This window comes from Streptomyces sp. NPDC104313 (assembly GCF_055583985.1).
Map to the genome: position 1 here is coordinate 720089 of NZ_JBVJMW010000001.1, position 19993 is coordinate 740081.

At 70.6% G+C, this 19993-nt stretch carries 19 protein-coding genes and 2 tRNA genes; 3 read left to right on the plus strand and 18 right to left on the minus strand.

Annotation, left to right across the window (positions count from 1 at the left end):
* The first annotated feature begins 4 nt into the window (after window positions 1-4).
* Window positions 5-250, plus strand: a complete 246-nt coding sequence (locus tag ACZ60Q_RS03240) for a hypothetical protein (RefSeq protein ID WP_469627565.1) — start codon at window positions 5-7, stop codon at window positions 248-250.
* A 39-nt stretch (window positions 251-289) separates the two neighbouring features.
* Here ACZ60Q_RS03240 and ACZ60Q_RS03245 read toward each other — a convergent pair whose 3' ends face one another.
* A complete protein-coding gene (locus tag ACZ60Q_RS03245) occupies window positions 290-1171 on the minus strand; it encodes a YceI family protein (protein ID WP_469627568.1) in 882 nt (293 codons plus the stop codon).
* Between the two features lie 292 nt (window positions 1172-1463).
* Complete coding sequence (locus ACZ60Q_RS03250; protein WP_469627571.1) at window positions 1464-2387, minus strand: arylamine N-acetyltransferase family protein; 924 nt, start codon at window positions 2385-2387, stop codon at window positions 1464-1466.
* 131 nt (window positions 2388-2518) lie between these two features.
* On the opposite strand from ACZ60Q_RS03250, the gene ACZ60Q_RS03255 reads away from it, so the two are divergent.
* The gene (locus ACZ60Q_RS03255) at window positions 2519-2977 is read left to right on the plus strand and encodes a pyridoxamine 5'-phosphate oxidase family protein (protein WP_469627574.1); all 459 of its coding nucleotides are present in this window, start codon (window positions 2519-2521) and stop codon (window positions 2975-2977) included.
* Window positions 2978-2988: 11 nt separating this feature from the next.
* Here the strand turns inward: ACZ60Q_RS03255 and ACZ60Q_RS03260 are convergent, their stop codons facing one another.
* The 15 genes from ACZ60Q_RS03260 to ACZ60Q_RS03330 all read right to left on the minus strand — a co-directional run bounded on the left by ACZ60Q_RS03260 (window position 2989) and on the right by ACZ60Q_RS03330 (window position 17555).
* The gene (locus tag ACZ60Q_RS03260; RefSeq protein WP_469627577.1) at window positions 2989-5328 is read right to left on the minus strand and encodes a ComEC/Rec2 family competence protein; all 2340 of its coding nucleotides are present in this window, start codon (window positions 5326-5328) and stop codon (window positions 2989-2991) included.
* A 308-nt stretch (window positions 5329-5636) separates the two neighbouring features.
* A complete protein-coding gene (locus tag ACZ60Q_RS03265; protein WP_469627580.1) occupies window positions 5637-6893 on the minus strand; it encodes a ComEA family DNA-binding protein in 1257 nt (418 codons plus the stop codon).
* Window positions 6894-7050: 157 nt separating this feature from the next.
* The gene (locus ACZ60Q_RS03270) at window positions 7051-7896 is read right to left on the minus strand and encodes a DegV family protein (RefSeq protein WP_469627583.1); all 846 of its coding nucleotides are present in this window, start codon (window positions 7894-7896) and stop codon (window positions 7051-7053) included.
* 136 nt (window positions 7897-8032) lie between these two features.
* A complete protein-coding gene (locus ACZ60Q_RS03275; protein WP_469627586.1) occupies window positions 8033-8818 on the minus strand; it encodes a hypothetical protein in 786 nt (261 codons plus the stop codon).
* A 189-nt stretch (window positions 8819-9007) separates the two neighbouring features.
* Window positions 9008-11881 (minus strand): leucine--tRNA ligase, encoded by a 2874-nt coding sequence (gene leuS / locus ACZ60Q_RS03280; RefSeq protein WP_469627589.1) that lies wholly within the window; start codon window positions 11879-11881, stop codon window positions 9008-9010.
* 579 nt (window positions 11882-12460) lie between these two features.
* Window positions 12461-12533: transfer RNA gene (locus ACZ60Q_RS03285), tRNA-Ala, on the minus strand.
* Window positions 12534-12665: 132 nt separating this feature from the next.
* Window positions 12666-12899, minus strand: coding sequence for a hypothetical protein (locus tag ACZ60Q_RS03290; protein WP_469627592.1), 234 nt, complete (start codon window positions 12897-12899; stop codon window positions 12666-12668).
* A 3-nt stretch (window positions 12900-12902) separates the two neighbouring features.
* A complete protein-coding gene (locus tag ACZ60Q_RS03295) occupies window positions 12903-13091 on the minus strand; it encodes a hypothetical protein (protein ID WP_469627594.1) in 189 nt (62 codons plus the stop codon).
* Between the two features lie 132 nt (window positions 13092-13223).
* A tRNA-Ala gene (locus ACZ60Q_RS03300) sits at window positions 13224-13296 on the minus strand.
* A gap of 139 nt (window positions 13297-13435) precedes the next feature.
* Window positions 13436-14089 (minus strand): histidine phosphatase family protein, encoded by a 654-nt coding sequence (locus ACZ60Q_RS03305; RefSeq protein WP_469628000.1) that lies wholly within the window; start codon window positions 14087-14089, stop codon window positions 13436-13438.
* Complete coding sequence (gene rsfS / locus ACZ60Q_RS03310) at window positions 14086-14517, minus strand: ribosome silencing factor (protein WP_050360133.1); 432 nt, start codon at window positions 14515-14517, stop codon at window positions 14086-14088. The genes ACZ60Q_RS03305 and rsfS overlap by 4 nt, the downstream gene beginning before the upstream one ends.
* A 140-nt stretch (window positions 14518-14657) precedes the next feature.
* Entirely contained in the window at window positions 14658-16481 is a 1824-nt protein-coding gene (locus tag ACZ60Q_RS03315; RefSeq protein ID WP_469627597.1) for an LCP family protein, read from the minus strand.
* 19 nt (window positions 16482-16500) lie between these two features.
* Complete coding sequence (gene nadD / locus ACZ60Q_RS03320) at window positions 16501-17118, minus strand: nicotinate-nucleotide adenylyltransferase (protein WP_469627599.1); 618 nt, start codon at window positions 17116-17118, stop codon at window positions 16501-16503.
* Between the two features lie 38 nt (window positions 17119-17156).
* The gene (locus ACZ60Q_RS03325; RefSeq protein WP_469627602.1) at window positions 17157-17318 is read right to left on the minus strand and encodes a hypothetical protein; all 162 of its coding nucleotides are present in this window, start codon (window positions 17316-17318) and stop codon (window positions 17157-17159) included.
* An 84-nt stretch (window positions 17319-17402) separates the two neighbouring features.
* On the minus strand, window positions 17403-17555 hold the full coding sequence (locus tag ACZ60Q_RS03330; RefSeq protein WP_003969217.1) for a hypothetical protein: 153 nt from the start codon (window positions 17553-17555) through the stop codon (window positions 17403-17405).
* A 111-nt stretch (window positions 17556-17666) separates the two neighbouring features.
* Here ACZ60Q_RS03330 and ACZ60Q_RS03335 point away from each other — a divergent pair, with 111 nt between their 5' ends.
* Window positions 17667-18812, plus strand: coding sequence for a M48 family metallopeptidase (locus ACZ60Q_RS03335; RefSeq protein WP_469627605.1), 1146 nt, complete (start codon window positions 17667-17669; stop codon window positions 18810-18812).
* Here ACZ60Q_RS03335 and ACZ60Q_RS03340 read toward each other — a convergent pair.
* Window positions 18730-19872 carry an SCO2583 family membrane protein gene (locus ACZ60Q_RS03340; protein ID WP_469627608.1) on the minus strand — a complete coding sequence of 381 codons (1143 nt, stop codon included), beginning with the start codon at window positions 19870-19872 and terminating at the stop codon, window positions 18730-18732. The two genes, ACZ60Q_RS03335 and ACZ60Q_RS03340, sit on opposite strands and share 83 nt — an antisense overlap.
* Between the last annotated feature and the right edge of the window lie 121 nt (window positions 19873-19993).

The following is a 19993-nucleotide window of genomic DNA, read 5'->3' on the forward strand; positions in this document are numbered from 1 at the left end:
CCGGGTGAGCGATGTGAGACATGTACTGGTGCTGCCCGACCGCGACGCCGCGGAGGAGGTGGCCGGGGAGCTGGCGGACCGCTTCGGGGTCGCCGAGGAGCCTCAGCTCGTACGGGACGCACTGGCCGGCGAGGACGACGCCGAGGACGCCCAGTGGCTGGTGGTCGTGGAGGACGCGGCCGGGCGCCTGGACCCGGCCGCGCTCGACGCGTTCGTGCAGGAGTACGAAGGCTGGCTGGAGAAGCCGTGACGCCCGGCCGTCCCAGCCCGTGGGAACGGTCCCGACGGCTCAGCCCTTGGGAACGATCTGGATGTCCAGGTCGATGACGATGCTCGGCCCGACCACGGCGATCCCGCGCGCCAGCATGGTCTGCCAGGTGAGGGTGAAGTCCTCGCGGTGCAGTTCGGTGGTGGCCCGGCAGGCGGCACGCGTCTCGCCCTCCAGGCCGTTGCCGATGCCGAGGTACTGGGTGTCCAAGGTCACGGTACGGCTGACGCCGTGCAGGGTCAGCGCCCCGGTGACACCCCACCGGCTACCGCCCCGGTGGACGAACCGCTCGCTGTAGAACTCCAGCGTCGGGTAGCGGCCGACGTCGAAGAAGTCGCCGGAGCGCAGGTGGTCGTCGCGCATCTGCGCATTGGTGTCGATCGAGGCCGCGTCGATGATCACGTGCATGGCCGAGTCCTCCATGCGGTCGGCGATCCGGACCGCCCCGGCGAAGGTGTTGAACCTGCCGTGGATGCGCGCCAGCCCGATGTGCCGGGCGGTGAAACCGATCTGCGAGTGGCTCGGTTCGATGTCCCAGTCTCCGGGGGCGGGCAGCTGCGGCGGCTGCGCCACCTGGAGGGTCACATCGCCCAGAGTGGCGTGCGCCCCCTCGGCCACCGTCACCGCTCCGTGGAACGGGGTGAAGCCCTCGGCCGTGATCGCCAGCCGGTGGTCGCCCGCCGGGACCGTGGCGAGAACGCTGCCGAAGAGGTCCGTCTCCCCGCCTACCACCTTGCGACCCGTGCTGTCGGTCACGACGAACGCGGCCTGCCGAACCGGTTCGTTGACCGGGTCCAGCACCCGGCAGTTGAGCACGCCCGCGGTACGGGGCACCTGGAATCCGGCGAGGGCCCCACCGCGCCCACCCGCCTGGCCTCTGTTTCCCAGCCAACGGCCGAACATCTCTACGTACCCCCAAGGGCGCTTCGCGCTTCGGGCCCCTGACGGGTGGACGTCCCTGTCGGATCAGTGGCCCGCCGACGAGCATGCATTCGATCACTATTGCGGCGTTCGAGGCAAACGGATCACCTCGAAGGGTCTTGCACGGATCTACTCCAAGGTGTAGTGAGGCGCGTGGATATATGACGAGCTGCAGCGATCTGCCATGAGATGCGATGAGCTATATGCAGGTATTACCGAAGGTCCGAATGACGAGTTCCGCTTGTGTGGATCAGCCGTTCGCGGCGTTCGCGAGTCACCGGCCCGGATCGCGACCCGGCACCGCGACCGCCTCCCGGAGCTGGGGAACCCGGGAGAGCCGCACCCCGAAGTGGTCCCGGTAGGCGGCGAGCACCTCCTCGTCCGTAGCCAGTTCCGTACGGTGCTGATCCCCACCTACCGTGGTGACCAGGGTCCGTCCGCTCAGCGTTACCCGCCCGGTCTCCGTGTACCGGGAACACACCAGCGACCGGGTGAAGTGCGAGTCCGGCGAGGTGCGGTGGTACCAGACCCCGCCCCGGAACTCCGGCAGCGTCCTTGGCCTCAGGTCGAGCCGGAACTGCCGTGATCCTCCGCGCAGCAGATCCAGGTCCCCCTGCGGTGCCTGGCGGAGCCGGAACACGCCCCGGGGGTCCTCCTGATCCGCCCGGTCGTCGAGCGCCAGCGGCCACAGCGCGTTGTCGCCGAACCCGACGTCCGCCAGCCAGGGCCCCGTACCGTCGTCGGTCTCCACCCGCAGCGCCATGTGGTCGTACGGAATGCCCAGGCGGCCGCCGTCGCCGAAGACCCGGGCCTGGAGCAGGGCCACCCGGAAGCCGAGGGCGCGCAGCAACGCCCCGAACGCGCCGTTCAGTTCGTAGCAGAAGCCGCCGCGACCGCCGGTCACCTTGTCCATGAGCGCCCGTTCCTCCAGCACGATGTCCTCGCCCAGATGGACCGAGAGGTTCTCGAAGGGCACGGCGAGCAGATGCCGGTGCTGCAGGTCGCGCAGCGCTTCGAGGTCGGCCCGCGCCGGACGGTCCGCGCCGATCCGGGCGAGATAGGCGTCAACGGCGGTGGCGGTGATGCCGTTGTCGTCACCGCTGGCGCTGGCGCCGTTGTCGTCACCGCCGTCGCGGTCGTCGCCGTTGTCGGGTCCCGGGCCGGAGGCGCCGGACGCCGTGGGTGTCTGCGAGGTCATGGGCCCAGTCTGCGCCCGCCCCCGCCCCGGGACCACCGGTCCCACACCGGTCCCACCACCGGTCCTAGGACTCCTGACGGAGGACACTTGCCCGAGGCGTGGCACGGTGATCACGGTCTAGCGTGGCGGGCATGACCGAACCCGATTCCGCCCGCAGCCGGGAGCAGCGCAAGCAGGACACCCTGGACCGTCTGCGACACGACGACGACGCGTGGGTGGCGACGGCCTCCCCGGACGGCGTGCCCACACTGGTCCCGCTGTCGTTCCTCTGGGACGACGACACAGGCACCCTGGCCATGGCCACCCGGCGGACCAATCCCACCGCCGCCAACGTGACTCCCGACGGCCCGATCCGCATCACCCTCGGCCTCACCCGCGATGTGGTGCTGATCGAGGGCGAGGCGAGCGTTCTGGAGGGAGCCGACCTTCCCGCCGCGACAAGGGAGGCCTTCGTCGCGAAGCTCCGATGGAACCCGCGCAGCCCCGTCTGGGTGTTCCTCCGCATCACCCCCCACACCGTGCGCGCCTGGCGCGAGGTGAACGAACTCGCCGACCGCGACCTGATGCTCGCCGGAACGTGGCTGGTCTGACCCGCGCGATGTCATGACCGGCCGACCGCCCGCAGCTCCTTCCCGGCGCCCGTCACCGCGATCGGGCCGTCGGTGTCGGTACGCAGGACCCGGGCCCCGGCCGCTCTGAGCGCGCCCACCGTGCGGGCCGACGGGTGTCCGTACGGGTTGTCCGCGCCGCAGGAGATGAGCGCCAGCCTCGGCCGTACGCTGTGGAGCAGCCCGGCATCCTGGAAGGCCGAGCCGTGGTGGGCCACCTTGAGGACGTCCACCGGGCCCGAAGCCTCCGGGCCGCGCAGCAACTGCCGCTGGGCCAGGGGTTCGAGGTCGCCGAGGAGCAGCAGTGTCAGCCCGCCGGCCGCCCGCACGCGCAGGGTGACGCTGGAGTCGTTCGGCTCCAGCACCATCGCCCCCGCTCCCTCCGGGCCCTGGCGCGGCCAGAGGACCCGCCAGTCGACCGGGCCCGCCCGGCGGTGCTCACCGGCCACGGCCCGCAGCGTCGGGACCCGCGCCGCAGCCGCTGTCCGCCGTACGAACGCGGCCTGTTCGGGCGGCTCTTGGAGGCTCGTCGTCTGAATCGCGCCCACCGCCCTGCCCCGTAGCACACCCGGCAACCCGCGCACATGGTCGGCGTGGAAGTGGGTGAGGACCACGAGCGGGACGCGGGTCACCCCGAGGTCGCGCAGGCACCGGTCGACCGCGCGGGGGTCGGGTCCGGCGTCGACGACCACGCCCGCGCCCTCTCCCGCCATGAGCACCATCGCATCGCCCTGCCCCACGTCGCAGAGCGCGAACGCCCAGTCGGGCGGCGGCCAGCCAGTCATGATCCGGGTCAGCGGAACCGGCCTCAGCACCGCCAGCACGAGAAGCAGCCCGGTGGCCGCGCAGATCCAGGGGTGGCGGGCCAGCCTCGGCGCCAGGAGCACGGCCGACACCGTGAGGCCGGCCAGCAGCGCCGCGCCGGGCCACCCTCCGGGCCACTGGGCCTCCGCCCCGGGGAGGCCCGCACCCGTGCGGGCGACCGTGGCGATCCACCCGACCGGCCAGCCGGCGATCCTGGCCAGCAGTTCGGCCACCGACGGGGCGACCGGGGCTACGGCGAGGGCCGCGAACCCGAGCACCGTCGCCGGTGCCACCGCGAACTCCGCGAGCAGATTGCACGGGACCGCCACCAGGCTGACCCTCGAGGCCAGGACCACCACCACGGGCGCGCACACGACCTGCGCGGCCGCCGCCGCGGCCAGTACCTCGGCGAGCCTGCCCGGCACCCGCCGCGCCCGCAGGGCGACGCTCCACCGTGGCGCGAGGATCAGCAACGCACCGGTGGCCAACACCGACAGCAGGAAACCGTAGCTCCGGGCGAGCCAGGGATCGTAGAGGAGCAGGAGAAGGACAGCCGCCGCCAGGGCGGGAATCAGGGACCTCCGACGGCCCGTTCCGATCGCGAGGAGCGTGATGAGACCGCAGGCTGCCGCGCGGAGCACGCTCGGTTCCGGGCGGCACACGACGATGAAGGCGAGGGTCAGCCCACCGCCGATCAACGCGGTCCCCCGCAGGGAAAGTCCCAGCACAGGTGCAAGACCACGCCGTTCCGCGCTCAGCGCCGCCCCCGGCGGCCCGATGAGGAGAAAGAGCAGAATCGATAGGTTGGCTCCGGAAACGCTCAAAAGGTGTGTCAGATCGGTCGCTTTGAAGGCGTCGTGAAGTTCGGACGGGACCCTGGAGGTGTCTCCGACCACCAGTCCCGGCAACAGCGCACGCGCATCGGCGTCCAGATCGTCCGTCGCCTCCCGCAATCCGGCGCGCAGTTCCCCGGCCGTGCGCTGTATCCACGTCGGCGGCCCGGTGATCCGGGGCGCCCCCTCGTCGTCCACCCGTAGGACCGCCGCCAGGCGTTCGCCCTCGTGCGCGGGAGGCGAGAGCCTGCCGCCGAGCCGGAGCCGGGTGGACGGCAGCAGCTTCTGCCAGTCCGCCCGGTGGTCGCCCGCCGCGACCATGAGCACCACCGGCGTCCGGACCCGGATGCTCGGGCCGTCCGGCGTCCGCACCTCCGTGACCTCGGCGTCGATCAGGAGAAGGGCCGGGGCACTGTGGTTGCCGCGTACCGCCGGACGGGTCGTCCGGGGATCCGCGGTCACCCGTACGTCGACGTCGATCCGCGCGTACTCCTCTGCCAGCCCGGGGACGGGACCGCGCCGCACATCGGCCCCGTGGAGTCCGGCCACGGCCGCGCCCGCCGCCGCGCACAGCAGGACGGCTCCCCCGGCGGCGGCCCGGGACCGTCCGGCGTACCTCCCCGCCCGCGAGGTGCGCGAGGCCGCCACCAGCAGAACGACCGCCGGAACCAGACAGGCGGCGACCACGGCGACCACCCACCTCCCCGGCAGCCCCAGCGTCGACGCGGCAGCCGCCCAGACCGCCAGGGCGGGCGGAACGAGCCGCAGGTCCGTGGGCCCCTCCCCTCGCGGGCCGGCACCACCCGACGCACCCGAATCATTCGGCGTTCCCGCATGAGTCGGCGTTCCCGGAGTACGCGGCGTTCCCGCACGAGTCGGCGCTCCCGGGATACGTGGTGCACGCACCGAACTGCCCGTACCGTCGCCCGCGCCGCCGGGCCGGTGACCGCTTCCGGCGATGTTCCTGCCCGCGCTCCGGGGGCCGGACCGGGCCTCCCGGCTGCTCATGGCCGTACGAGCGGCTGGAGTTCGGCGAAACGGCGGTCGCCGATCCCGTTGACCTGCCGGAGCTCGTCGACGGACCGGAATCCGTTGTTCTCCGTGCGGTAGTCGATCATGTGCTGGGCCAGCACGGGCCCGACCCCGGGCAGCGTTTCCAGCTGCTCCGCGGTCGCCGTGTTCAGGCTCAGCGGTGCCGAGGGGCCGGACGGCCCGCCCGGCGCGCCGCCCGGCCCCTCGGCCCCAGCACGCCCGCCACCGACCGTCCCGGAGACCGGCGGGCCGGGCGGGGGACCCACGACGACCTGCTCACCGTCCATCAAGACCCGCGCCCGATTGAGCCCCGTCACATCCGTGCCGGCACGCACACCGCCCGCCGCATCAAGCGCGTCCGCCACCCGCGAGCCCGCAGGAAGCCGACGGACCCCCGGCCGACGCACCTTACCGCTCACATCGACGACGATCTGCCCGCTTCCAGGCCCACTCCCGCCCGCTTCGGACGGCTCCCCCGCCGCCGGACCGGAGGCCCCGGACCGTAACGGATCCGGTGGCAACACGGGCGCCGCCGCTCCGTCCGCGACCGGTTCCGGCGCACGTACGGTGTGCGGGCGTACGGACCAGAAGTGAAACGCCGCGACACCCACAGCGGCGATCAGCACCAGCCCGAGCACCAACGGCGTGCGCGGCGCCATCCCACACCGGAGCCGCACCCACAACGGCAGCCGCTCCCGGACGGCCGATACGAGCCGGCGCACACTCGGCGTGCCACCGGGCACCTCCCCCTCCCCCTCTGCCCCGGATACGGGTACGGGTACGGGTACGGGTACGGGCTCACGTGCCGGTACGGGTACGGGCTCACGTGCCGGTACGGGTACAGGCTCACGTGCCGGTACGGGTACAGGCTCACGTGCCGATGCGGGAGCGACATCGCTCCCCAGCCCGGGAGCGCTCGCCATCAGCGCATCCGCCCGGCGACGCGCAGCCGCCGCCGCACGGGCGGAACGCCCTCGTACGGGCCGCCGACCACCGGGGCGTGCCCCGGAACGAGCGCCGGGGCCCACACCCGCCCGGCCGCTCGGGCGAGTGCCGGATCCGTGCCGCGTCCGTGCGGGCCTTCGCCCGGACAACGGGTCGGGCGGAGGCAGGAACGTGGAGGTGGACGCGGAGGTGGGAATGAGGGTGGAGGTGGACGAGGAGTCGGGCGGCGGCGCAGAACTGGGCAGAGCGTCGGGAGTCGACGCCCGAGGAGATCGAAGGGCCATGCCTCACGACGTTAGGCACATCCGCCCGAACCCGCTGAACAGCACCGATTCCTGTGGACACTCCGGCAGTTGTGGACAACTCGGCCACCCCTCGGAGTGAAGCTCCACACCATCAGCCGCTCAGCACGACGCGACCAGCGCCTTCACCGGAGCCGGATCACCGCAGCGAGATCACCGCGCCGAGCAGCCCCGGGCCCGTGTGAGCCCCGATCACCGCGCCGACCTCGCTGACATGGAGCTCGACCAGACCGGGAACACGTTCGCGCAGCCGCTCGGCCAGGCGCTCCGCGCGCTCCGGGGCGGCGAGGTGGTGGACGGCGATGTCCACCGGGGCCGTCCCCGCCCGCTCGGCGACGATCTCCTCCAGCCGGGCAATGGCCTTGGACGCCGTCCGCACCTTCTCCAGCATCTCGATCCGTCCCGCGTCGAGCTCCAGGATCGGTTTCACCGCCAGCGCGGATCCCAGCAGGGCCTGCGCCGTGCCGATGCGTCCGCCCCGGCGCAGATAGTCGAGAGTGTCGACGTAGAAATACGCCGAGGTGCCTGCGGCCCGCTTCTCCGCGGCCGACACGGCTTCGTCCGGGCCGCCGCCCGCCTCGGCGGTCTCCGCAGCCGCCAGAGCGCAGAATCCCAGGGCCATGGCGACCATGCCGGTGTCCACCACACGTACCGGGACAGGGGCGTCCTTCGCCGCGAGCAGCGCGGCGTCGTACGTGCCCGAGAACTCCGACGACAGGTGCAGCGACACCACCGCGTCCGCCCCGTCCTCGGCCGCCGTCCGGTAGGCCGCGGCGAAGACCTCGGGGCTGGGGCGGGACGTGGTCACGGAGTGGCGTTTCTGCAGAGCCAGGGCGAGCGAGCGGGCCGAGATCTCCGTGCCCTCCTCCAGCGCCCGATCGCCCAGGACGACGGTCAGCGGCACTGCGGTGATGCCGTGCCGTTCCATCGTCGGGCGCGGCAGGTAGGCCGTGGAATCGGTGACGATAGCGACATGGCGGGACATGAGCCGGAGGTTACCTGGCCTGGTGGGAGCGCGGCAGTCCGGCCCCGGCCCCGGCCCCCTGATCATCCATGGCCGCTTCGGAGCGTATCCAGCCGGGTCATACCCGTGCGGGCGGGGTCGCACGGTCAGGTGCGCGTCAGTTCGTCGTTTCCCGCCGGGTGGACTTCTGCCAGGGGTAGGTCGTGCGCAGCCGCGGGTCCGGTGCGGTGATCGCCTGCGGGCTCTCCTCGCGGGCAGGTCCGGACCACACCTGGTCGGCCGTGCTGCTGTTCCCGGCCGAGGGATCCGCCGAGGCGGCCGGCTCGGGCCAGTCCGTCCCGGGGTCGTGGCCCGGTGCCGAGGCGGGTGTCCCCGCACCGGATGCCTGCGACGGCTCCTCGACGGTCCAGTGCCGCAGCGCGCCGGCCTCGATGTCGATCTGCGCGTTCAGTGCGTCCAGGTCGTCGTCGGCGAACTGCCTCGCCCGGTCCCGCGCCGCCCAGCGCAGCGACTCCGCCGAGTGCGTGATCCGCTGCGTGCGTTCCCTCAGCTTGGGAAGCAGGCCCCCGATCGTCGCCCGGTCAGGATCGCGCTCCAGCCGCTTCAGCTCGTCGTCCAGTTCGAGGCCGTGCTCGCTCAGCCTCCGGAACAGTGCCACCGACTCCGCCAGGGACGCGTCCTCGGCGGCGCCGGCGTGCAGGGCGTCCTGCGTGGCCCGCATCGAGGTACGCAGGGCGAGCCGGAGCTGCGCCAGCTCGCCGGCGACACCCGTCTGCCCGAAGCTCTTGGCCCGGAGCGTGGTGTCCTCCACCGTGCGCCGGGCCTGCGTGATCGTGCGGTCCACGCCTCGCTTGGCCGCGCCGACGGCCTTCACGGTCGCGTAGACACCCAGCGCGACGAACGCGACCAAGAACAACGCCAGGATCGTGATCGCGGCTTCCATGAATGCCCCTCGATATCTCGATGCGGCCGCCGATACCGGTCGCCCCTCCACCGTAAACGGAACGGGCGGGCCGAGGGTTCCTTCGGAACCCCCAACCTGCCCGTAGGGGATGGCCCTCACCAGGCACGGGGCCCGTCACACCGCTGCCATCACCCCATCCGCCCCATCCACCTCATCACCCAGCCGTCGTCACGCGGGGACGATGTTCACCAGCTTCGGCGCGCGCACGATCACCTTGCGGATCCCGGCCCCGCCCAGTGCCGCGACGACCGCACCGTCGGCCAGGGCCAGTGCCTCCAGCTCCTCGTCCGTGATAGCGGGCGAGACCTCCAGACGGGCCCGGACCTTGCCCTTGATCTGGACGACGCAGGTGACGGTCTCGTCCACGACGTAGGCCGGGTCCGCCACCGGGAAGTCCTGGTGCACCACCGAGTCGGTGTGGCCCAGTCGCCGCCACAGCTCCTCCGCGATGTGCGGAGCCAGGGGGGCGATCAGCAGGACCAGCCGCTCGGCGACGGAGCGCGACAGCGGGCCGCCGGCCTTGGTCAGGTGGTTGTTCAGCTCGGTGACCTTGGCGATGGCGGTGTTGAACCGCATTCCCGCCATGTCCTGGCCGACCCCGTCGATGGCCTTGTGCAGGGCGCGCAGCGTGTCCTCGCCGGGCTCCGTGTCGACGACGGTGATCTCACCGGTCTCCTCGTCGACCACATTGCGCCACAGCCTCTGCAGCAGCCGGTACTGACCGACCACGGCCCGGGTGTCCCAGGGGCGCGATACGTCCAGGGGGCCCATCGCCATCTCGTACAGGCGCAGGGTGTCCGCACCGTACTCGGCGCAGATCTCGTCCGGCGTGACCGCGTTCTTCAGGGACTTGCCCATCTTGCCCAGGACGCGGCTGACCTTCTCGCCCTCGTAGTAGAACGCGCCGTCGCGCTCCTCCACCTCGGCTGCGGGGACGGCGATGCCCCGGCTGTCGCGGTAGACGAAGGCCTGGATCATGCCCTGGTTGTACAGCTTGTGGAACGGCTCGGCGGAGGAGATGTGGCCCAGGTCGTACAGCACCTTGGACCAGAAACGCGCGTACAGCAGGTGCAGCACGGCGTGCTCGGCGCCGCCGACGTACAGGTCGACGCCGCCGGTGGGCTGCCCCTCGCGCGGCCCCATCCAGTACTGCTCGATCGCCGGGTCCACCAGCTGCCGGTCGTTGTCGGGGTCCAGGTAGCGCAGCTCGTACCAGCAGGAACCGGCCCAGTTGGGCATGGTGTTGGTCTCGCGGCGGTACTTCCGCGGTCCGGCGCCGTCGCCCAGGTCCAGCGTGACGTTGACCCAGTCGGCGTTACGCGACAGCGGGGTCTCGGGCTGGGCGGTCGCGTCCTCCGGGTCGAAGGTGCGCGGGGAGTAGTCCTCGACCTCGGGCAGCTCCAGCGGCAGCATCGACTCGGGCAGCGCGTGGGCGATGCCGTCCTCGTCGTACACGATCGGGAACGGCTCGCCCCAGTAGCGCTGCCTGCTGAACAGCCAGTCGCGCAGCCGGAAGTTGACAGTGCCCTCGCCGACGCCGTGCTCCTTCAGCCAGTCGGTGATCCTCGCCTTGGCCTCGACCACTCCCAGGCCGTCCAGCGAAATCTCCTCGTTCGCGGAGTTGACCAGCTTCGCGTCGTACGAGCTGAAGGCGTCGTCCCACGTGGAGGCGTCGGTTCCGCGGTCGTCCGACGGCTGGACGACGCAGCGCATCGGCAGCTCGAAGGCGCGCGCGAAGGCGAAGTCGCGCACGTCGTGCGCCGGTACGGCCATGATCGCGCCGGTGCCGTAACCCATCAGGACGTAGTCGGCGATGAAGACGGGGATCTTCTCGCCGCTGACCGGGTTGGTCGCGTACGCACCGGTGAAGACGCCGGTCTTGTCCTTGGCCTCGGCCTGCCGCTCGACGTCGGACTTCGCGGCGGCCTGCTTGCGGTACGCGGTGACGGCCTCGGCCGGGCTCGCGTGGCCGCCGGTCCACACCGGGTGCGTGCCCTCGGGCCAGGCTGCCGGGATGATCCGCTCGACCATGTCGTGCTCGGGCGCCAGCACCATGTACGTCGCGCCGAACAAGGTGTCCTGGCGGGTGGTGAAGACGGTGATACCGCCGGCGGTGTCCACCGGGAACTCGACCCGGGCGCCCTCGGAACGTCCGATCCAGTTGCGCTGCTGCAGCTTGATGGCCTCGGGCCAGTCCAGCCCGTCCAGGTCGTTCAGCAGCCGGTCGGCGTAGGAGGTGATGCGCATGTTCCACTGGCGCAGCTTGGCCTTGAAGACGGGGAAGTTGCCACGCTCGGAGCGGCCGTCGGCGGTGACCTCCTCGTTGGCCAGCACCGTGCCCAGGCCCGGCGACCAGTTCACGGGGGCGTCGGAGGCGTACGCCAGGCGGTACTGGCTCAGCAGATCGGCGCGTTCGGTGGCGCTCAGCGCGCTCCACTCACGGCCGTCGGGGGTCGCCCGCGCGGCACTCTCGAACTGCTCGACCAGCTCGGCGATCGGGCGGGCCCGGTCGGCCTCGGAGTCGTACCAGGAGTTGAAGATCTGCAGGAAGATCCACTGCGTCCACTTGTAGTACTCGGCCTCGATCGTCGCGAAGGAGCGGCGGTTGTCGTGGCCCAGACCCAGCCTGCGCAGCTGGACCTTCATGTTCACCATGTTGGCCTCGGTGGAGACCCGGGGGTGGGTGCCCGTCTGGACGGCGTACTGCTCGGCGGGCAGGCCGAAGGCGTCGAATCCCAGGGTGTGCAGCACGTTGTGGCCGGTCATCCGCTGGTGGCGGGCGTAGACATCGGTGGCGATGTAGCCCAGCGGGTGTCCGACGTGCAGACCCGCACCCGAGGGGTACGGGAACATGTCCATGATGAATTTCTTCGGCTTGGCGACCAGCTCCGGGTCGCCCGCCAGCTCACCGGTGGGGTTCGGCGCCTCGTACGTCCCCTCGGCGTCCCAGAAGTCCTGCCAGCGTGCCTCGATGTCGGCGGCCATGGCCGCCGTGTAGCGGTGCGGCGCGGCCGTCTCGGCTGCGGAATTCGTCTCGCTCATGATCCTCAAAGCTCCATCGATCGTCATCTGCCAGGAAACGAAAAAACCCCTCGCACAGGAGGGGACGCCGCGCTGACTCCGACCAGGCGTTCTCACCGGTCGGGACTGTTCAGCACGGCTTGCTAAGCAGAAGGCGTACGGCACGCATGGCGCCAGGATACCGCACGGGCCCGGAAGGGAGCGGGGAGTAACCAGGAAGCGGACACCGCACGCACGAGCCGGAACCCTACCGACCAGCCGTCGCTGCCCGTAGCCGAAAAGTGACGCTTCGGCGGGCGCACGCCGCAGTTCCGATACCGCTGGGCGGGCACCCGGGCGGGCGGTACGGCACCGCCCCCTCCTGGCTCTCCGCATCGAGCAGCCGTCGGCCGAGCAGCGCCCCGCCCTGCCTGCCACGGGCCGGCGAACGCTGGGCGGTGGACACGGCGGATCCGGGCCGAAGAAGGTCCGGACCGTCCGGACCGAAGAAGGCCCGGAGCCAAGTCCGCCCGGACCCGATACGGTCCGGACAGATCCCCGCCCGGACAAAAGAAGCGGGCCACCCGATCCGGGTGGCCCGCTTCTTCACTGTCGATCTTGTGGAGCTAAGGAGAATTGAACTCCTGACCTCCTGCATGCCATGCAGGCGCTCTACCAACTGAGCTATAGCCCCTCATTGCGTGCCACCCGGTTTCCCTTGGCGACATCCAGAACATTACACGGTCCCCCCGGTGCTTCACCAAATCGTTTCCGGTCCGAACCGATACGCCCGAATCATCCCGAACAGTGGATCGTCAGCCGCAGGTCAGGCGGTCGCGAAGGAGTAGAAGCGCTTGAGGGCGCAGTGCTCCTCCAGGAGGCGCCCGTAGATCGGCTCCCCCTCCAGCTCCCGGTAGGTCTCGATGGGGTCGCCTTTTATGATCAGCGCCCGTGCGCATTCCTCGCACCAGTACTGGTACTCCGTGTTGACCGGGTCCATGTCCCTGACGATGGGCGTACCGCTGCCGCACCAGTCGCACTTACGCCTGTGTGCACCCATCAGTCAGCTCCAGCTGTGGCCGCAGGCCGTGCACACGTAGGAGACCCCTCCGTTGTCACCCAGAACCTGGGCCACATGGGACGAACCGCAGGACGGACAGCCGAGACGGTATTGATCTTCGAACGGTACGGGGCCGGAGGACGTGGCGGCGACAAGAGGCTGGTCGGGGACGTGTTCGCGACTCGCAGGCATCGCGCTCCCTCCCGATCGGTACGTCGCCCCCTCCGGCGTTCCGATTCTGCCATGACCCCGCAAGGGGGTCAGCCCGCCCGGCGCCCCCCATACAGAAGATCCCGCCCCCTACTGGGGACGGGATCCTGATTGTGGAGCTAAGGAGAATTGAACTCCTGACCTCCTGCATGCCATGCAGGCGCTCTACCAACTGAGCTATAGCCCCGCTGTTCACTGTTGTTTCCCTGCGTTTCCGCGCTGCGAACAAGAAGAACTTTAGCCTGCGACCGGCCGGAAAGTGAAATCCGGCCCGGGCCGCCCGAGGACGGCCCGCGAACGGCCTCTCAACTGCCTCCCGACGGCGTCTAGTCGTCGTCGCCGAGGACCGGCTCCGGGAGCGTGCCGGCGTTGTGTTCCAACAGACGCCAGCCGCGCGCACCCTCGCCGAGAACGGACCAGCAGCAGTTGGACAGCCCGCCGAGCCCTTCCCAGTGGTGCGCCTCCAGGCCCAGCAGCCGGCCGATCGTCGTCCTGATCGTGCCGCCGTGGCTGACCACGACGAGCGTGCCGTTCTCCGGAAGCTTCTCGGCGTGCTCCAGAACGACCGGGGCCGCCCGGTCGGCGACCTCGGTCTCCAGCTCGCCGCCGCCCCGACGCACGGGCTCTCCGCGCTTCCATGCCGCGTACTGATCGCCGAATCGCTCGACGATCTCCTGGTGGGTCAGCCCCTGCCAGGCGCCGGCGTACGTCTCACGGAGTGCGGCGTCGTGGGAGACGGTGAGACCGCTGACGGCGGAGAGCTCGGCGGCCGTGGCCGCCGCCCGCCGCAGGTCGGAGGCCACGATGACGTCCGGCTTCAGCGAGGCGAGCAACCGGGCGGCGCGGCGGGCCTGCCCGACGCCGACCCCGGTGAGCTCGATGTCCGTGGAGCCCTGGAAACGGCGCTCCAGGTTCCACGCCGTCTGGCCGTGCCGCCAGAGGACGATCCTGCGGCCCGTGCCGCTGCTGCTGCCGTTCAGCTCTGGTCACCTTCCGTGCCGCCGTTGAGCTGTGCGTGCTCCTCGGCCTTGCCGCGGGTCTTGATCGCGTCCTCGGGAAGGGCGATCTCCGGGCAGTCCTTCCACAGGCGCTCCAGCGCGTAGAAGACGCGCTCCTCGCTGTGCTGGACGTGGATGACGATGTCGACGTAGTCGAGGAGGATCCAGCGGGCGTCGCGGTCGCCCTCGCGGCGCACCGGCTTGACGCCGAGCTCCTTCTGGAGCTGCTCCTCGATCTCGTCGACGATCGACTTGACCTGGCGGTCGTTGGGGGCCGAGGCCAGCAGGAAGGCGTCGGTGATCGACAGCACATCGCTGACGTCGTAGGCGATGATGTCGTGCGCGAGCCGGTCGGCGGCCGCCTGAGCGGCGGCGTTGATGAGCTCGATGGAGCGGTCCGTGGCGGTCACATGCAGGCTTTCGTCGGCGGTCGGATGCAACCTCTAGGGTCTCACGGACCGCCGACAGAGCCTTACTGCGTTCACGGCCGGGGTCCGGGACACGGGATCACCGGCCGGCGCCGGAGCGCCGGCCGGTGATCCCGAGCGGGCTACGGGACCTCGTAGTCCTGACCGAGGACCGCGGACACGTCGGCGTTGGCGGCCGGCTCGCCCTTCTTCACGTCACCTGCGGAAAGACCCAGGGTCTTGGCCACCTCGACGGCCTTCTCCTTGTCCTCGGCGGACCGGTAGAGCACGACGGACGACGCCTTGGCCCCTGCCTTGCCGCTGTCCACGAAGGCGTAACCGCCGTTGACCAGCTGGACCCGGGCGGATTCCGCTGCCTTCTCGTTCCCGGTGGCGTTGCGGACGGCGACCCGGAGCGGAGCGCCGGCCTCGGGGGCCTTCACCGTGCCGCCGAGGATGTCCTTGACGACGCCGCGGGTGTCCGCCTCGGTGAGCGTGCCGTCCTCCTGGACCGGCAGCAGGGCCGTCTTGTAGTCACCGACCTTGGCGCGCGAGGCCAGCTTGGCGAGCGAGACCCCGAGGTCCTTCTCGGGCAGTGACGGGTCGAGCACCTGGAGCAGCGTCTCGATGGTGACGGTCGCGGCCTTGGGGTCCTCGGAGATCTTGCGCAGCGTGGCCCGCATGACCTCGCCGAACCGCGTCAGCTGCTCGGCCTCGGGCTCGCCCGGACCGCGGTAGGTCGCGTACGCGACGGCCATCGAACCGCTGAGCGTCTGGCCCTCGCCCTTGTTCACCAGGGGCGATTCGCCCTTCTTCGCACCGGGCACATCGGTGTCGGTGTCGACCTCGATGTTGCCGACCAGCTCGACGAGGTTCTCCAGGTACGGGGTGTCCAGCCGCCAGGTACCCGTGATCCGGGTGCCCAGCAGGGTGTCGATCGACTCCCGCGTGCCGGTCCTGCCGTCGTCCTCGACGGACTTGCCGAGCGTGGTGGTGGTCCCGTCGTCGCCCGCGACCGCGAGGGAGTTCGGCAGCAGGACGGTGGTGCCCTGCTTGGTGGTGGCGTTGTCGACGAGCAGCGCCGTCGAGGTGCCGCCCTTCTTCGTGTCGTGCAGGTGTACCACCATCATGTCGCGCTGCTGGGCGCCGGCGGCCACGGCCTTGTTCCCGTCCGTTCCGGACAGGCCGGGGATCATGTCGGCGGACCAGAGGTAGCCGGCCCCGCCGACGACGACGAGAACCGCGACGACTATCAGGGCGACCATCCGGTTGCGGCCCTTGCGCCGTGCCTCCTCGCGCCGCTCGCTGCGGCTCTCGGTGAACTTCAGCCAGTCGATGACGTCTTCGGAGTCCTCGTCGGGCTCCTCGATGAACGAGAACTGCTCGGTGCGGTAGTCGGGGGCGGGCTCGCGCTGTCCCGGAGGCGCGGGCTCCGCGTCCGCCTCCGCCGTTTCTTCCACTGGCTGCTGTGACTGCTGCGGATACTGCGGATGCTGTGACTGCTGCGGATACGGAGCGGGAGCCTGCTGCGGGTCCTGTTCCGGTACGGGGGCCGCGCCCTGCTGCGGGATGCTCCAGTGCCGGCCGGTGTCGACCGTGGCGGGCTGCTGCCCGGTGACGTAGCCGTGGTCGGTGTAGGAGCCGTAGCCGTACCCCTGATCGGTGCCCTGGCCCTGCTGCGTCTGGGGCGACTGGGACGCCTGGCCCGGGTGCCGGTCGCCGTAGGCGTCGTAACTCCGGGGCTGCTGCTGAGGGTTGCCGTACGCGTCGTAGCCGTAGCCGGCGTCCTGGGTCTGGTGCCCCTGACCCGGCTGTGCGGCGTAGGGGTCGTAACCCTGGCCCTGCTGACCCTGCTGGTCGTACTGCTGCTGCCCCTGCTGCTGGTAGACCGGCTGCCCGTACGCGTCGTAGCCGACGATCTGCGGCTCTTGGTAGTACGGGTCGTACGGGTTCTGTCGGTCGTTCACCGGTGCCCCTCTCCGTGGCTCATTCGCCGCGGTACAGCTGGCGCTTGTCGATGTAGCGGACCACGCCGTCCGGCACCAGGTACCAGACCGGCTCCCCCTGCGCGACCCTCTCACGGCAGTCCGTGGACGAGATCGCCAGCGCGGGCACCTCCACGAGGGAGACACCACCCTCGGGCAGCCCGTCGTCCGTGAGCACATGACCCGGGCGGGTCACACCGATGAAGTGGGAGAGCGAGAACAACTCCTCCGCGTCGCGCCAGGTGAGGATCTGGGACAACGCGTCGGCGCCGGTGATGAAGAAGAGGTCCGCCTCGCCGTGGACCTCGCGCAGATCCCGCAGCGTATCGATGGTGTACGTCGGGCCGCCACGGTCGATGTCACTGCGACTGACGGAGAACTGGGGGTTGGACGCGGTGGCGATGACCGTCATCAGATAGCGGTCCTCGGCCGGGGAGACCTTCTTGTGGCTCTTCTGCCACGGCTGCCCGGTCGGGACGAAGACGACCTCGTCGAGATGGAACTGGGCGGCCACTTCACTGGCCGCCACCAGGTGTCCGTGGTGGATCGGGTCGAATGTCCCGCCCATCACGCCGAGGCGCCGCTTGCCGGGGCCGGTAGGCACTTCCTGCTCTCCCATGCGTGCAGAGCCTACTGGCACAGCTGTACGCCCCTGACTCAGCGGTCGCGGTTGAATCGGGTGGTGATCCACAGCAGGAACATCAGCGCGAGGAACACCCCGGCGCCGACGAAGTAGGGGTTGAGGCTTTCGTGGTTGCCGCCCTCGCCGCCCCCGGAGGCGAGAGTGACCAACTGGTGTGCGGTGCTCGTGAGGCTCATCTTCGGCAGGACCTATCGATCGTGAATCGGAAGGAAGACGTCGGTCACATCGTATGCGGGACCCCCGGGCACGCTCACGGCGACTCAGTCGTTGTTGTCGTCGTTGCGGTATCCACGCAGCAGGAACCAGGCGAGCAGCACCGCTCCGAGGATCGAGACGAGCAACACGATCCGGAGGGTGTCACCCGGTCCCTGCTCCTCGGACGCGGCGGCGAGCAGTACGGCGGTGTGCGGCATTCCGGGCGCTCCTCAAGGTTATCCACAGCCCCCCGCACACCGTAGCGCCAGCGCATACGCTGGGTTTTGTCCGGGGGACGAGCAACGTCTCGTACGAACAGGGGGCCATCCATGACCGACAACAGTCACGAGAACGTGCCGAGCAGGCAGCGCCGACGATTCCCCGGGATCTCCTCCCGGGCCTACGAGCACCCCGCCGACCGCTCGGCCCTGGTGGCCCTGCGCAAGCTGACCGGGTTCGACACCGTGTTCAAGGCGCTCAGCGGGCTGCTCCCGGAGCGCAGCCTGCGTCTGCTCTTCCTCTCCGACTCCGTCCGGGTGGGCGACGCGCAGTTCACCCACCTCAACGACATGCTGCGGGACGCGTGTTACGTCCTGGACCTGGAGAAGGTCCCGCCGATGTACGTGAAGCAGGACCCGCAGCCCAACGCCATGTGCATCGGGCTGGACGAGCCGATCATCGTCGTCACCACCGGCCTGGTCGAGCTGCTCGACGAGGAGGAGATGCGGGCGGTGGTAGGCCACGAGGTGGGCCACGCGCTCTCCGGTCACTCGGTGTACCGGACGATACTTCTCTTCCTGACCAACCTCGCCGTGAAGGTCGCCTGGATCCCGCTGGGCAATGTGGCGATCATGGCGATAGTGACGGCGCTGCGCGAGTGGTTCCGCAAGTCGGAGCTGTCCGCGGACCGGGCCGGGCTGCTGGTCGGCCAGGACATCAAAGCCTCCATGCGCGGTCTGATGAAGATCGCGGGCGGAAATCACCTCCACGAGATGAACGTGGACGCCTTCCTCGCCCAGGCCGACGAGTACGAGAAGGCCGGCGATCTGCGGGACTCCGTCCTCAAGATCCTCAACGTGCTGCCGCGCACGCACCCGTTCACCACGGTGCGGGCCGCCGAGCTGAAGAAGTGGTCGGAGACCCGCGACTTCCAGCGGATCATGGACGGCCACTACCCGCGGCGGGACGAGGACAAGGACACCTCGGTGACCGACTCGTTCCGGGAGTCCGCCTCGCACTACGCGGACGCGGTGCGCACCAGCAAGGACCCGCTGATGAAGCTCGTGGGCGATATCGCCGGCGGTGCGGGAGACCTGGGCGGCAAGCTGCGCGACCGGTTCACCGGGACAGGGAGTGCGAAGGACGGGGCGCAGGGCCCGTCCGGCGATTCCGCTACGGACGGGGACGGGACGTCCGGTCGGCCTCAGGACCCTGAGGAGGGGAGCCCGGGGCCGTCGGGGCCGTCGGGGAGCTGACGGCCTCCAGGGTCCCGCACAGCGCCGCCGTGGGCCGGCCCGTGGCGTACGGGTCGGTGGCGGCGGGTCCGCGGGCGTCTGCCCGTTCCCCGGCGAGGAGCGGACGGAACCTCCCGGTCGCGTCGGCCGAGCAGGACAGCGGCCCGGCCTGGACATGGGCGGTGCGCACCTCCAGGCGGTGCAGTCGCAGGTCCTCCCGGTCGAAGCGGAAGCTCAGCTCGCGCCGCACGGTGAACAGGGAGGCGTCGTCGTCCCGGTGGGGCCCGTCCGCCGGGCGCAGGGCGTAGGTGAACGTGTGGTCCGAGACGACGCCGAGCGCGCCCGGGCCCTCCTCCTCGTAGCGGAGGGTGCCGTGGACCCGGATCTGCGGGTCCGCGAGCTCCACCTGCTCCGGGTCGAAGCGCACCAGCCAGCCGGTGGCGACGTGGCTCCCGTCGTCCGCCGTGCTGCTCAGACTCTGTTCGAACTGGGCTCGCTGGTCCGGGTCGAGGAGGTACTCCACGGGCCGGTGTACGGACCCGGTGAGGACGTCGGGGTTCAGGGACGACTCCACCAGATAGTCCTTGACCGTGGCGAGAGCGGCGGTGATCTGGCTGTCGGAGAAGTTCTGCGTGCGCTCCACACCGGGGTAGTTGATGCCTGCCGCGCCCGTGCGGAATCCGGCGACCGGCTCGGCCCGGTACAGCCGCTCGGGTGACCCGCCCGGTACGGCCCCGCGGGGGGCCAAGGGGACGACGGTGGTCCGCAGGGGTTCGGCGCGTCGGGCGGCCGGCTGGGCATACGGGCTCCGGAATCCGATGTAGACGGCCACCGCGAAAGCCAGGGCGATGAGGACGACCAGGGTTATGGCGGCCCGGGAGCCGCCGCCGCTCCGGATGGCCTGCGCGTCGGGCAGCGCCCGGACGGCGCGGGCGTGCTCACCCATCCGTTCCTGCGCCGAGTACTCCCGCATCCGCGCAGCCTGGACGAACGATTCGTCGAAGACGAGCGAGCGGTACTCGTCCTCGCCGCCCGCAGGGTTCTCGGGCGCACCGTCCGGTGGTTCTGAGCGGCCTGTCATGACTTCTCTCCCCATCTCCACACCGGTCGGTTCGGTGCGTAACGGTCTGCTTCGGCCGAGTGACGTCCGCAGCGAGAAGCCCCCCTGGGAACGAGGGGTCACACCTTGAGGGTAGGTCGAT

Excerpts from the sequence above, each read along its gene's own strand:
- ACZ60Q_RS03245 (WP_469627568.1), bottom strand. The coding sequence starts at position 1,171 with ATGTTCGGCCGTTGGCTGGGAAACAGAGGCCAGGCGGGTGGGCGCGGT.
- ACZ60Q_RS03250 (WP_469627571.1), bottom strand. The coding sequence starts at position 2,387 with ATGACCTCGCAGACACCCACGGCGTCCGGCGCCTCCGGCCCGGGACCC.
- ACZ60Q_RS03255 (WP_469627574.1), top strand. The coding sequence starts at position 2,519 with ATGACCGAACCCGATTCCGCCCGCAGCCGGGAGCAGCGCAAGCAGGAC.
- ACZ60Q_RS03265 (WP_469627580.1), bottom strand. The coding sequence starts at position 6,893 with ATGGCCCTTCGATCTCCTCGGGCGTCGACTCCCGACGCTCTGCCCAGT.
- ACZ60Q_RS03270 (WP_469627583.1), bottom strand. The coding sequence starts at position 7,896 with ATGTCCCGCCATGTCGCTATCGTCACCGATTCCACGGCCTACCTGCCG.
- ACZ60Q_RS03275 (WP_469627586.1), bottom strand. The coding sequence starts at position 8,818 with ATGGAAGCCGCGATCACGATCCTGGCGTTGTTCTTGGTCGCGTTCGTC.
- leuS (WP_469627589.1), bottom strand. The coding sequence starts at position 11,881 with ATGAGCGAGACGAATTCCGCAGCCGAGACGGCCGCGCCGCACCGCTAC.
- ACZ60Q_RS03290 (WP_469627592.1), bottom strand. The coding sequence starts at position 12,899 with ATGGGTGCACACAGGCGTAAGTGCGACTGGTGCGGCAGCGGTACGCCC.
- ACZ60Q_RS03295 (WP_469627594.1), bottom strand. The coding sequence starts at position 13,091 with ATGCCTGCGAGTCGCGAACACGTCCCCGACCAGCCTCTTGTCGCCGCC.
- nadD (WP_469627599.1), bottom strand. The coding sequence starts at position 17,118 with ATGGGAGAGCAGGAAGTGCCTACCGGCCCCGGCAAGCGGCGCCTCGGC.
- ACZ60Q_RS03325 (WP_469627602.1), bottom strand. The coding sequence starts at position 17,318 with ATGAGCCTCACGAGCACCGCACACCAGTTGGTCACTCTCGCCTCCGGG.
- ACZ60Q_RS03330 (WP_003969217.1), bottom strand. The coding sequence starts at position 17,555 with ATGCCGCACACCGCCGTACTGCTCGCCGCCGCGTCCGAGGAGCAGGGA.
- ACZ60Q_RS03335 (WP_469627605.1), top strand. The coding sequence starts at position 17,667 with ATGACCGACAACAGTCACGAGAACGTGCCGAGCAGGCAGCGCCGACGA.
- ACZ60Q_RS03340 (WP_469627608.1), bottom strand. The coding sequence starts at position 19,872 with ATGACAGGCCGCTCAGAACCACCGGACGGTGCGCCCGAGAACCCTGCG.